At 31.7% G+C, this 12,760-nt stretch carries 16 protein-coding genes; 9 read left to right on the forward strand and 7 right to left on the reverse strand.

The window, feature by feature from the left end:
* The first annotated feature begins 23 nt into the window (after positions 1 to 23).
* From HHX25_RS00200 to HHX25_RS00225, 6 genes are all read left to right on the forward strand, one after another.
* On the forward strand, positions 24 to 314 hold the full coding sequence (locus HHX25_RS00200) for a hypothetical protein (protein ID WP_169668852.1): 291 nt from the start codon (positions 24 to 26) through the stop codon (positions 312 to 314).
* 38 nt (positions 315 to 352) lie between these two features.
* Positions 353 to 919 (forward strand): Crp/Fnr family transcriptional regulator, encoded by a 567-nt coding sequence (locus HHX25_RS00205; RefSeq protein WP_169668854.1) that lies wholly within the window; start codon positions 353 to 355, stop codon positions 917 to 919.
* A gap of 78 nt (positions 920 to 997) precedes the next feature.
* The gene (locus tag HHX25_RS00210) at positions 998 to 1,633 is read left to right on the forward strand and encodes a hypothetical protein (protein ID WP_169668866.1); all 636 of its coding nucleotides are present in this window, start codon (positions 998 to 1,000) and stop codon (positions 1,631 to 1,633) included.
* 76 nt (positions 1,634 to 1,709) lie between these two features.
* On the forward strand, positions 1,710 to 2,558 hold the full coding sequence (locus HHX25_RS00215) for a helix-turn-helix domain-containing protein (protein WP_169668868.1): 849 nt from the start codon (positions 1,710 to 1,712) through the stop codon (positions 2,556 to 2,558).
* Between the two features lie 64 nt (positions 2,559 to 2,622).
* Positions 2,623 to 3,234 (forward strand): SRPBCC family protein, encoded by a 612-nt coding sequence (locus HHX25_RS00220; RefSeq protein ID WP_169668870.1) that lies wholly within the window; start codon positions 2,623 to 2,625, stop codon positions 3,232 to 3,234.
* 163 nt (positions 3,235 to 3,397) lie between these two features.
* Positions 3,398 to 4,495: a serine hydrolase domain-containing protein gene (locus tag HHX25_RS00225; RefSeq protein WP_169668872.1), complete on the forward strand. Its 1,098-nt coding sequence runs from the start codon at positions 3,398 to 3,400 to the stop codon at positions 4,493 to 4,495.
* 102 nt (positions 4,496 to 4,597) lie between these two features.
* On the opposite strand, the gene HHX25_RS00230 is transcribed toward HHX25_RS00225, so the two are convergent.
* Entirely contained in the window at positions 4,598 to 5,059 is a 462-nt protein-coding gene (locus tag HHX25_RS00230; RefSeq protein WP_169668874.1) for a nuclear transport factor 2 family protein, read from the reverse strand.
* A 120-nt stretch (positions 5,060 to 5,179) separates the two neighbouring features.
* On the opposite strand from HHX25_RS00230, the gene panB reads away from it, so the two are divergent.
* Genes panB through HHX25_RS00245 form a run of 3 tightly spaced genes read left to right on the forward strand, consistent with a single transcriptional unit; the run spans position 5,180 to position 8,163 of the window.
* A complete protein-coding gene (panB, locus tag HHX25_RS00235; RefSeq protein ID WP_169668876.1) occupies positions 5,180 to 5,998 on the forward strand; it encodes a 3-methyl-2-oxobutanoate hydroxymethyltransferase in 819 nt (272 codons plus the stop codon).
* A gap of 60 nt (positions 5,999 to 6,058) precedes the next feature.
* A complete protein-coding gene (locus HHX25_RS00240; protein ID WP_169668878.1) occupies positions 6,059 to 6,757 on the forward strand; it encodes an RluA family pseudouridine synthase in 699 nt (232 codons plus the stop codon).
* Positions 6,758 to 6,783: 26 nt separating this feature from the next.
* A complete protein-coding gene (locus HHX25_RS00245; RefSeq protein WP_169668880.1) occupies positions 6,784 to 8,163 on the forward strand; it encodes an aldehyde dehydrogenase in 1,380 nt (459 codons plus the stop codon).
* Positions 8,164 to 8,233: 70 nt separating this feature from the next.
* Here HHX25_RS00245 and HHX25_RS00250 read toward each other — a convergent pair whose 3' ends face one another.
* The 6 genes from HHX25_RS00250 to HHX25_RS00275 form a co-directional block, all read right to left on the reverse strand.
* Positions 8,234 to 8,539 (reverse strand): GIY-YIG nuclease family protein, encoded by a 306-nt coding sequence (locus tag HHX25_RS00250; RefSeq protein ID WP_317169053.1) that lies wholly within the window; start codon positions 8,537 to 8,539, stop codon positions 8,234 to 8,236.
* Between the two features lie 249 nt (positions 8,540 to 8,788).
* On the reverse strand, positions 8,789 to 9,100 hold the full coding sequence (locus tag HHX25_RS00255) for a GIY-YIG nuclease family protein (protein WP_169668882.1): 312 nt from the start codon (positions 9,098 to 9,100) through the stop codon (positions 8,789 to 8,791).
* A gap of 340 nt (positions 9,101 to 9,440) precedes the next feature.
* Entirely contained in the window at positions 9,441 to 10,253 is an 813-nt protein-coding gene (locus HHX25_RS00260; RefSeq protein ID WP_169668884.1) for a sensor histidine kinase, read from the reverse strand.
* Positions 10,229 to 10,987: a hypothetical protein gene (locus HHX25_RS00265; protein WP_169668886.1), complete on the reverse strand. Its 759-nt coding sequence runs from the start codon at positions 10,985 to 10,987 to the stop codon at positions 10,229 to 10,231. Before HHX25_RS00265 ends, HHX25_RS00260 begins: the two co-directional genes overlap by 25 nt.
* A 9-nt stretch (positions 10,988 to 10,996) precedes the next feature.
* On the reverse strand, positions 10,997 to 11,503 hold the full coding sequence (locus tag HHX25_RS00270) for a hypothetical protein (RefSeq protein ID WP_169668889.1): 507 nt from the start codon (positions 11,501 to 11,503) through the stop codon (positions 10,997 to 10,999).
* 626 nt (positions 11,504 to 12,129) lie between these two features.
* A complete protein-coding gene (locus HHX25_RS00275; RefSeq protein ID WP_169668891.1) occupies positions 12,130 to 12,549 on the reverse strand; it encodes a hypothetical protein in 420 nt (139 codons plus the stop codon).
* Between the last annotated feature and the right edge of the window lie 211 nt (positions 12,550 to 12,760).

Consider the following 12,760-nt stretch of genomic DNA (forward strand, 5'->3'; position numbering starts at 1 on the left):
AATAACAAACTTTTCTTTAGAAAATGCAAAAGATACTAACCATAGAAAAAATTATAAATATGGGTAATAAAAGAGGTTTAATATTTCTCCCTATGATACCTATTTCGTTCTTTAATAGCCATGAAATTCCAGAATATGCTGAATTGCGTCTACCTAATGGTTCTTTTGAAAAGAGAAAAATTATATTTACAATTCCTAGATTAAAATCAAAAGAAGAAGAAATTCAATATTTAATTATGTTGAAATCTGGAAGACAAGAAGACTTTTCACCTGGAACAGAAATTTGGTGTGAATTAACTAAAACGGCTAATTAGTTTTGACAAAGGACTAGTTCTAGATTACATTTACAAACATGTCAGTACATTCATCATTCCTAAAAATCCTAAGTTCAATAGGTTCTTTTTCCAAAGAAGAACAGCAACTACTAAAACAAGAGCTTCAACTTAAAGAATTGAAGAAAGATGACATTCTACTTAACGAAGGTGACATCTGCTCTTCTGCTTGTTTTGTGGTTTCTGGAAGTTTTTATCAATATTATACTGATACAGATCTTAATATCCACATTATTGACCTTAGTGTAGAAAATGATTGGGCCCTCAATCATAAAAGCTTTTCGTCTAGACAACCTTCAAAACATATCATTCAAGCTTTTGAAGACAGTATTATCTATAAACTATCCATAGAATCTGCACATAAACTTATTGGCAAATCTCAGACGTTTTTACAATTAATGAGAATTCTAGAAGAATCTACTACCAGAGTGAGCTTTTTTGATAATAACTACACTCCAGATGAAAAGTATGCTTACATACTGGAAAACAAACCTGAATTGCTTCAAACATTTCCTCAGAAGCTAATAGCATCTTACCTCAAAATAACCCCTGAAACCTTAAGTAGAGTTAGAAAAAGACTTGGTTAAACGTATTTCTTGATTTGAATCAAGTGTTGATTCTACAACATCCATTGATATTTGCTTTTCACTAAAATATTATATTCAATGGAAACAAATTTTCACAAAAGTACTGGAGTTTCGCTCCTCGTAGGATCTACCTTAGCCATAATTACAATGATACTTCACCCCTCTGGAGGAAGTATTGAATATCTTATTAAAATAGTTACTCCCATGAAATTTGCTCATGCATTAGCTATTTTATGCATACCATTTATTCTTTTTGGTTTTTATGGGGTATCTCTAAAATTATTAGGCAAATGGAAACTATCAATGTTGGCATTCTTAATTATTTCTTTAGCATTTATAGCTGCCATGTTAGCTGCCATTTTTAATGGTTTAGTGCTACCATCTTTTCTAGGTGAATTTTCTGAAAGTTTTGAGCAAAACTTAGACACTTTAGAGCTTATAACCCATTATAGTTTTGCTACTAATAAAGCTTTAGATTATGTGTTTATTGCTGGTATGTGCACTGCTATTGCTATCTATTCATTTATCATAATTCTGTTAGAACAATTATCAAAATGGATTGGTTATTTAGGTATAATCATTTTAATTTCAACTATTATTGGAGCTATTACTGGGTTCGCATTTACTAATCTTGTAGGGTTTAGAGTTTTTGTTTTTAGTATTGTTGGTTGGATTTTATGCACAGGAGCGTCATTAATAAGGTCAAAAAATTAAAAACTTTTAAGACAAAAAAATAAGCTTCTCAGACAAATTATATAAAACATATTTTATTTATCTTAACCTCTAAAAAATGAATATTAAATCTATTGATTTATATGGGAAGCCTGTTTTTATTTTGATAACATTTGATAATCTGGTATCAATGCCAACACCAATGCCCGAAAATGAAGCGGCATTTGTATATACTTTAAAAGGTGCTTGTGTAAGTTATTCTGAAATAGAAGAAATTAAACTAAAAAAAGGCGATGCTATACTTGCTAAATGTGGCAATAGCTCGTTGAAAACATTTGCAGTTGATAAAAACCCAAAATATAGTGCCATTTCAATACGCTTTTATAAAGATACTCTAGAAAACATTTATAAAGATACACCTGCCCCCTTTTATAAAATTAAAAGTGAAAATAATGTAGCAAATAGTGTTAAGTTAAATGTAAATATGCTACTCAAACAATACCTTGAAAATCTCATTACTTATTTTAATAATACCGAACTTTTAACCGATGATCTTATAATATTAAAACTTAAAGAAGTTATTTTATTACTTTTAGAAACAGAGGACACATCCAAAGTTCAAAGTATAATGACCAATCTCTTTGAGAAAAAAACTTTTGAATTTAAAGAAATAGTAAAAGCCCACATCTGTTCTTCTGTTAGCTTAGAAGAATTAGCCAGTTTAAACAACATGAGTCTTTCTACTTTTAAGAAAAAATTCAAGCGAATTTATAATGACACACCTAACAACTATATTATAAACAAACGAGTAGAAAAAGTTGCTGAATTATTACCCAAGTCAGAAGAACCAATTACCAATATCGCCTACGATTGTGAATTCAAAACACTAGCACACATGTCCAGAGTTTTTAAAACTAAATATGGGGTATCTCCTTCTGAGTACCGATTAAACTTTTCAGACAAGTAATAAAACTTCTCAGTTAAATCCCATTTTCATAACGCTATTATTTTTGAGTATCAAATTAAACGATATGAAAAATAACAGATTAAGCATCTTAACTCTAATAGGTGCATTATTTCTATTTAATTTAACAGTTATGGCACAAAAGAAAAAAAAGTACAAGGAAATTAACATCATTAAAGCAAGTGACACTATAAATGTATCTGCAGACTCTCTATGGAATATCGTTAAAAAGTTCGATAATGTGGGCGTATATTTTAGCGGTATTGACCATGCAGTTGGTAAAGGTGAACCTGAATTTGAAGGTGCTACCTGTAGTGAACGCACCTGTTATGTAAATTTAAAAGGCTACAGTGAAATACATGAAAAGCTCACCCTATTTGATGAAGAAAAAAGAGAACTTGCTTATGAGCTTACTTCTGGTGCCCCAAGTTTTATGATATTTGCTGGTAACCATTGGACAATCAAAGAAATTAGCCCGAACCAATGTACGCTAAAGATGCATGCCTCCATACGTATGAAACGGTTTATGGGTTTTCTGTTTGGGGGCAAATTGAAAAGAACCATTGAAAAGCAGCTACCGGAAGCGCTACAAGAGCTAAAAGTATATGCAGAAACAGGTGATGTATCTCAAGCTAAAAAAGAAAGGATGGTTAAATTGAAAAAGAAAAATATTTTTTAATTCAAAACATATCATTATTAAGTATATACTGTATAAATAAAGTATAGACTTTAGTTTCATAAACCATCAATTATATAATTGTATTTGTTTGATTAGAATTGGGTTTGTAATAAATTTAAAATAATTTAGCTCAATGCTCTTTTTCAATTTTCAAATTCATAAAATGAAACAATTTAAAATATTATTCAAATCTGGAATTCTATTAAGTTTACTTACACTATTAATTGCTTTCAATATTTCATTTAAAACAGAAAGAAATCACTGTAATGAAATAACAAACCTTTCTAAAAAGTATTTTGATAGTACCAGTGTAAAAGGCATATCTGTTGGTATATATAACTATAAAAACAACACTTTTATTCAATGCGTTAATGGTGTTTCTCATGACAATCAAAGCGTAACTAAAGACATGCTCTGGGGTATTGGAAGTAATACTAAGACATTTGTTGCTGTCTTAACTTTAAAATTAGCAGAAGAAGGACTTCTAAATATTAATGATAAAATAGGGAAATATATCCCAAAGTATAAGAACATTGATTCCAATATTACCATTAGACAAATTTTACAACACCATAGCGGATTAGTAAATATTTATGAGTCTCAAGATTTCACAGAACAACTTTCCAGTTTTCCTTTAAAAAAATGGGAACCAAAGGAAGCTTTAAACTACATTCCAAAACCTATTGGAAAACCAGACACTGTAGATTATTATGCAGATGCTAACTTTATAATTGCAGGAATAATTATTGAAAAAGTTACAGGAATGCAACTCCATGTTGCTATGCGCAAATATATCACAGAACCACTGGAGCTTACTGATACCTATTTTAAAGTTTATGAGTCCAATCCAAAAACACTTACACATCCCTGGGTAGGTGATAAAGATCTAAACAATGTCCCTCGCACAGCACTATACACTTCTACTTGGGCAGCTGGAGCTATGATCTCATCACCTAAAAATATGATGAAATGGTATCAGGCTTTATTTAACCATAAGTTTCTTTCTGAAACTTACTTCAATGAATTTATTTCATTTAAACCTTGGGATGCAGACCAATTTTATCAATATGTCGGGCTTGGTATTTACAAAATAGAGCACAACGGTAAAATTTACTACGGACATGGCGGAGGTGTTGCTGGTTACTTTTCATTCACGCTCTATGATTTAAAAACAAAAAACTCAATTATTGCAATGACTACAGGAGACTTTTTTGTTGCCGAAAAACTTTCTTATGAAATAGCAGAATTGTTTCAAAATTAAATCAACCAAACAACTAACTTTATAAGATTAAATTCAGTTTTAGTGTTTCATACTAGTGAAACATGAGTAGCATATGATATTATTTCGGAATAAGATTGAAGCTTAATTAATATCGCAAGTAGACCTACGTCTTGTATCAATTAGATAAATAATTTTCCAAGTATCCCCATCTTTAAACAATTGAAAGGAATTGACCCCACAATGGCTAAATTTGTCATTAAACCAAAACTCATAGGGTGTCCAAACGTTGGCCATATTCCCATCAATTTGGATACTATAATCCAATAAACGCTCATCCCATTTTTGATCTTCTGGCCTGTTCGCTATGGTATTTATAAGTTTTTCGGGTTCATCAGTAACCAAAACATCCTTTCCTTCCTTATTTCTATAAGCTGTTTGCATGATTATTTTATCCATCATAACAGATTTCATGAGTGCGGTATCACCTTTATGAAATCCTTCAAAAAATGTATCTACTGCCTTTTTTGCTTTTGTTTGCTCATCTTTTTGAGCATAAATCGTAGATGTAATTAAGACAAATAAATAGAATATTGTTCTAGCCATGATATATAAATTTTAACTAAAATAGAATAACATACTTAATGACGACACAACTTAAAGAAAAGTTTAACATATATACTTAATTCATTACTTTTACGTACTATTTAAAAAATCAGAAAAATTATGTCTGTAGCTAAAAAAGAATACAAGCGCGTCACTGTTAAAACATTGGTTGATATGAAAGCCAATGGAGAAAAAATATCCATGTTAACAGCATACGATTATACCATGGCAAAAATTGTTGACGAAGCAGGTATTGACGTTATCCTTGTTGGAGATTCTGCAAGTAATGTTATGGCTGGGCATGAAACTACATTGCCAATTACTTTAGACCAGATGATATACCATGCCTCTTCTGTAATTCGTGCTATAGATCGTGCCCTAGTGGTTGTAGACCTCCCTTTTGGAAGCTATCAAAGCGATCCCAAAGAAGCCTTGCGATCTGCTATCAGAATTATGAAAGAAAGTGGTGCGCATTCGGTTAAATTAGAAGGGGGTAAAGAAATAAAAGATTCAATAAAACGCATATTAAATGCTGGTATTCCCGTCATGGGACATTTAGGTTTAACGCCGCAATCCATATATAAATTTGGAACCTATACCGTAAGAGCTAAGGAAGAACAAGAAGCCAAGCGACTTATAGAGGATGCCAAAATGTTAGAACGCATAGGTTGTTTTGCAATCGTACTTGAAAAAATACCTGCTAAGTTGGCCAAAGAAGTCGCAGAAAGTGTAAGCATTCCTATTATAGGTATAGGAGCTGGAAATGGTGTAGATGGCCAAGTATTAGTCTTGCATGATATGTTAGGAATGACCCACGAATTTAATCCGCGTTTTTTACGCCGTTATATGAATTTATATGAGGATATGACCAATGCCATCTCTAAGTATGCTGATGATGTAAAAAACCTTGATTTTCCAAATGATAGTGAACAGTACTAATCATAGTAGGTAAAATTATTCGTGTATTAGTGGTTAAAAATTCTATTTAACAAATCAAAAATGTCCAAGGTTGTCTCCAAGAAATCTAATTTGCAGGTTCTTTACGAAGACAACCACATTATTATTATCAATAAACGTGCTGGAGATATTGTTCAGGGTGATAAAACAGGCGATAAACCATTAAGTGATATTGTAAAAGAATATATTAAAGATAAATACAACAAGCCTGGAAATGTATATTTAGGCGTTGTACACCGCTTAGACAGACCTACTACAGGGCTTGTTATTTTTGCAAAAACAAGTAAAGCCCTACCTAGGCTTAATAAATTGTTTCTTTCAAAGGATATAAAAAAAACATATTGGGCCGTAGTTAAAAATACACCTCAAAAAGCTGAAGACACCTTAACAAATTGGCTCAAAAAAAATCCGAAAAACAATAAATCCACGGCTTACACAAAAGAGGTTAAAGACAGTAAAAAAGCCATACTTCATTATAAATTATTAAAGAAGTTGGATAACTATTATTTACTTGAAGTTAACTTAGAAACTGGTAGACATCACCAAATACGGTCCCAATTATCAAATATTGGATGCCCCATTAAAGGCGATCTAAAATATGGCTTCAACAGAAGCAACAAAGATGCCAGTATCCATTTACATGCAAGACACATAGCGTTTATCCATCCCGTTAAAAAAGAACCGATAATTATTTCGGCACCACTACCAAAAGATGCTATTTGGGATGCTTGTTTCCTATAATTTAAATATCTTTATAAAAAACACTTTTGAATACCATACCTGAAATACTTTTAAAACAAAAGGAATTTTTTAAGTCTCAAAAAACGAAGGAGGTCCCGTATAGGCTATCTCTTTTAAAGACATTAAAACAGGAAATACTTTCTAATGAGCAAGCCATTTATGACGCCCTAAAAAAAGATTTCAAAAAGCCAGAATTCGAAACCTATATCAGTGAATTTGGACTCGTTATTTCTGAGTTGAATTTAGTTATTAAACATCTTAAAAAGTGGGCAGCTCCTAAACGAATAAAATCGTCAATGTTAACATTTCCATCTCGAGATTATATTTACAAACAACCTTACGGAAATATATTAATTATTGCTCCTTGGAATTATCCATTTTTATTAGCCATGGAGCCTTTAATCATGGCTATTGCAGCAGGAAATACAGTTGTTTTAAAACCTAGTGAACTCACTAAGCACACCTCACAGCTTATCACGGATATAGTGCAAAAAACATTTCCAGAAACCATAGCTAAATCAATACAAGGTGGTGTTGAAACGGCAACAGCGTTACTGGCTCAAAAATGGGATTATATATTTTTTACAGGCAGCGTTTCTGTTGGAAAAATTGTGGCACGTGCAGCTGCAAACTACCTAACACCTGTTACTTTAGAATTGGGTGGAAAATCACCATGCATTATTGATGATACAGTCAATTTAAAACTAGTCGCCCGGCGCATTTCCTGGGGAAAATTTTTAAACGCTGGACAAACATGTATTTCTGCGGACTACATCATAGTAAAATCAAATATCAAGGATGCATTTATTGAAGCCTTAAAAACCGAAATTATAAAAAGATACGGCGATAATCCAAAAGAATCTCCAGACTTACCAAGAATTATTAATAAAAGAAACGTTTCTAGAATTGCAGATATGTTGGAAGGATCTCAAATAATTTATGGTGGTCATATAGATATAGAAGATTGCTATATATCGCCTACATTAATTGATTCTCCAGATTTGGATAGTAAAATAATGAGCGATGAGATTTTTGGACCAGTCTTACCAATTTTAACTTACGATACTGAACAGGATATAGAAAATATTATTTGGCATTACGACAAGCCTTTAGCACTTTATGTGTTTTCTAATGATAAGACCTTTATTGAACAAACCATTAAAAAGTATAGTTTTGGGGGTGGCGTGATAAATGATCTGTTAATCCATTTTGGAAATCATAGATTACCTTTTGGAGGTATTGGTGCCAGTGGTATGGGAGCGTATCATGGAAAAACTGGTTTCGATACATTTTCACACCATAAAGCCATATCCAAGCGAGGAAACTGGTCTGACCCAGGCGTAAGATATGCGCCATATAAAGGAAAATTGGGGCTTTTAAAAAAAATGTTTAAGTATTTTTCCTAATTATATTGCTTATTTAAATTTATTTTGTCATTCCTGTGAAAGCAGGAATCCACTCGTAAATCAAATAATCCTATTCAAGTAAATAAGACCAATCTTTAGATAAGTCTTTCCAATTGGGATTATCTTTTTCTATGAGGTCTATTTTCCATTGGCGTTTCCACTTTTTCATATTCTTCTCCCTCCTAATGGCATCGTTAACATACTGATAAGTTTCAAAATACAGTAACTTATACAATCCATATTTCTTGGTAAAGCCCTCAACTAATTTTTTTTTATGTTCGAACATGCGTCTTTCTAAATCGTTTGTTACGCCAATGTATAGGGTTCCGCAGGTTTTATTGGTTAATGCATAAGTAATATTGGCGGTGGGTTTTATACATGAGCGTTATACTTTTATAGGTGGATCCCTGCCTTCTCAGGAATGACAAACGACATTCAGGCAATAGAAAACAATAATCGATTAAGACATATTTTTAGTCATCTAATCTTTTCCTCATTACTCGAAATTCTAAGCGCTGATAATGGTTACAAACATATTAAAAAACCAATGATCAATCACTTATATGCTTTTAAAAAACCATGTCATTCCTGCGAAAGCAGGAATCCACTCGTAAATCAAATAATCCTATTCAAGTACGTAAGACCAATCTTTAGATAAGTCTTTCCAATTAGGGTTATCTTTTTCTATGAGGTCTATTTTCCATTGGCGTTTCCACTTTTTCATATTTTTCTCCCTCCTAATGGCATCGTTAACATACTGATAAGTTTCAAAATACAGTAACTTATACAATCCATATTTCTTGGTAAAACCCTCAACTAATTTGTTTTTGTGTTCGAACATGCGTCTTTCTAAATCGTTTGTTACGCCAATGTATAGGGTTCCGCAGGTTTTATTGGTTAAGATGTATAGGTAATATTGGTGGTGGGTTTTATACATTGAAGCATTATATTATTTTAAGTGGATTCCTGCCTTCGCAGGAATGACAAACGACATTCAGGCAATAGAAAACAATAATTAATAGGATGCTACAAGTTTTGTTGGTTAAGATGTATAAGTAATATTGGAGGTAGGTTTTATACATGAGCATTATACTTTTATAAGTGGATTCCTGCCTTCGCAGGAATGACAAACGATGTTTATTCAAAAAAACGATAATCAATTAAGACTTCGTTTTAGTTACCTAATTTTCACATATCACTCAAAAACACGAAACATTGATATCATGATTACACACATATTAAAAACTAAAACCAATTATTTATGGGTTTTGAAAATTCTAGGTATTGCTATAGGAAATAGGGTAATCTATTATCAATTGAACCCCCTCATTTGGTTTAGACGATAATTCAAATTCTGCATTAATTAACGACGCTCTACTTTTCATGTTTATCAACCCAGACCCCTTCTCTATATCATTCATATCAAACCCTTTACCATCATCTTTGGCAGTAATTTTTAAACTTTTTATTTGATATTCAATGGTAATGGCTAGGTTTTCAGCCTCAGAATATTTCACCGAATTAGACATAAACTCTTGTAGTATTCTAAAAATAATGATTTCATGTTTTCTATTCGAAAAATCGATTTTCGCTCCTATAGTTTTAAGTTCGGCAGAAGCAAATTTCATCTTTTTAAGTCGATCTAACTCATTAGTAATAGATTTTTCAAAACCTATATTTAAAACAACTTCATTATTTAATGTTTTTGAAAGTGCCCGTACTTCAGATAAACTATTTTTAAGTGCCTCACTAGTATCCTTAAACTTTTCTTTAACATCATCTGCTACCTGCATTTTTAAAATACTTAGTTGCATACTGGCAAACGACAACAATTGTCCCACATTATCATGTAATTCCCATCCAATGTTTTTAAGTGTTTGTTCTTGTATTTCGGTTTGCGCCTGTGCTATTTCTTCTTCAAAAGCCTGTTGCTGCTTAATTCGATCTAACAACAATTTATTTTTTCGTTTTTGAAATACTATAAAAAAGATAATGACCAACGATGTGATAATCGCTAAAACAGCAATCATATATATTAATAAATAACGTTCGGAAGCTGTACTGGCTAATCGTTCTCCGGTTTGCACCATATTAAAGCAAAGGTATAAGTTAAATACATAAATACATTAGCAAATAAATAAATTTGCCGTCTTAATATTACAAAATCCCAATCTCTATATACTTCCCGCTTTAACATCACAGAATCTAAGCTAGTAGAACTCTTGATATCATATGTGTAATATATATCATAGAATACTATGGGTGTGATAATAAGCCACCAAATAAATATAGCCAGACTTATATAAAAATTTATTGATTTATAAAAAGTTAAGATTTTATCACTTTGCAATATTTCAATAAAATAAAATACCGCACATAATAATATAACAATAGCTCCTAGTATACTTATTACAGGAAAAAAACGAACAAAAAAGTCGTCCCAATTTAGAGCTATATATATTATTGAAAAAACAAAGAAAATATAGGCAGCGAATTTTACAACATTTCTGAAGAGTCCTATTTTGAGGATTTTATAATAATAAAAAGCAAAAAATAAAATAGCTCCTACATTCCAATACAATGTAGCCCACCAATAATTTTTTTCAAAAATGGTCCCTATGAGAAAATTTAAAAACCTATCGGGTCTTACTGCTCTAGCATACATGCTAATAAAATCACAAAGAGTTAGATAGACTAAAAAATAAATGAAATATTTAGCAGCCGTAGATTTATACTTTCTAAAAACTAATAAACCTATTACGGCTGCTAATAATTCTACACTATGAGTTATAAAACTATAGTTTTGCCTTATAAACTCATCCATATCATCTTATTAATAACCTCCAGAACCTCCTTCTCCATTATTTAAAGGAGGCACAGGAATATCTTCATCATTGCCTCTTAAACTAAATGGTACCATACTAGCTTTATCGTGTAATTTTTTACCCGTAGGTACCATAAACATCGTTGTTAAATTCTTTTTCTTTCGCCCTGCATTGTCTCCATAAACACCTAAATAAACGCGAATACCTGTCATCTCGTAGCCTAATTTATAAGATTGATACTGTGAGTAAGCCAAATATTTCTCTACTTCATTTAATGACCAAAGAGTCCAACGGTTGTCTTTTTTTCTCCCTTGCTGCTGTGCTGCAGAATCTACTGCTGCTTCTCTATATTCTGTCCAGTTATTATTCAATTCTTGCGCCTTGCTCATCTCTATAGCATTATCTGGTCTTTCTGCCATTGGAGGTTTAGTGTCACCAATATCTCTCGGACAAAAATAATAGGTTAATACAGCTCCAATAATAAATCCCAAAATAATGTAACTTAATTTTTTCATGTTGTTAATTGGTTAATGGTTAATAAATAGCTGACCAAAAATAAGAAAAAGATTTAATAACGTAGTCTTTTACCAAAACCCAAAGTACTATAACACATCAGCAGACAAATCAAGTAGGAAAACCTAACACAGTCCCTATACCTACAGCAAACAACCAACTACCATAAATAGCATGCTCCATAGATATCAGTAAGGTAGATTATGTTTTCTCTTAAGTTCTTGCGAATAATAATTCCTAAAAATAAGAACTCAGCTTTTAACTGCTTTTAAAAACCATAAAATCAAGCAGCTTATAAATTTGCACTTTTTGTAAAGAAGTAAACTTATAAGCTGCTAATAATTATACACCACAGAATTAAAAACTATCGTTTTGTCTTATAACTCATCCATATATCAACTTAATAAAGTAATTTCTTGAAACGAACTATCCTCGAGGCAGAGTCATTGAGGTATTTCGCTTGTTTCATTTTGCCTTTTCAGGCAAAAATCGAAATTATGTTATTTAGATTCCCGTTTTATTCATTGCCTTATATTTTTATAATAATGAATTCATGAATCTTACGATTTCACGGGAATGACAATTTCAACGGAAACCCCGACACAGAGCGTCGAGGAATTCTTTTCGATTAATAACCTCCAGAACCTCCTTCACCATTATTAAAAGGAGGGATAGGGATATTTTCTTCATCTTTACTTCTTAAACTAGCTGAAATCTTACGCGTATTGGAAACCAATTTACGCCCTTCTGGTGCAAAAAACAGGGTATTCTGCCCTCTTTTTTCTGGATAAGCAGCAAAATAAACCCGCACACCTGTCATGTCATACCCCTTTTTATTTGCTTCGTGTTCGGCGTAATCTAGATAGTTACGTAAATCTTCTAGCGACCATCTTAAATATTTTATTTCACCTTCACCCGCTTTTTTTCCAGATTTACTAAATAATGCCGAATTTTTTGAAGACCATGCGTTACTTAATTCTTTACCGCGATCTTCTGTAATAACGCCTTTTGGAGCGCGAAAATTAGAGTCTTTGTTATTTTTTTTCATCTTTAGAACAACTGAAAATAGATATACACATACATGAGTAGATACATGCATTTTTGAAATGCAATCTATTTTTCATAAAATTAGATTTTTAAAATTTATCAAAAATAGATTTTAAATTAGTTATGTAAAATTTTTAAAGCAATTAAAATCATTTTTTTATATAAATAAAAAGTGTCTTAAAGCTATCCATCCCTACTGGCAGCTACTTTTT

Source organism: Flavivirga algicola, from assembly GCF_012910715.1.
In the GTDB taxonomy this organism is placed as follows: Bacteria; Bacteroidota; Bacteroidia; order Flavobacteriales; family Flavobacteriaceae; genus Flavivirga; species Flavivirga algicola.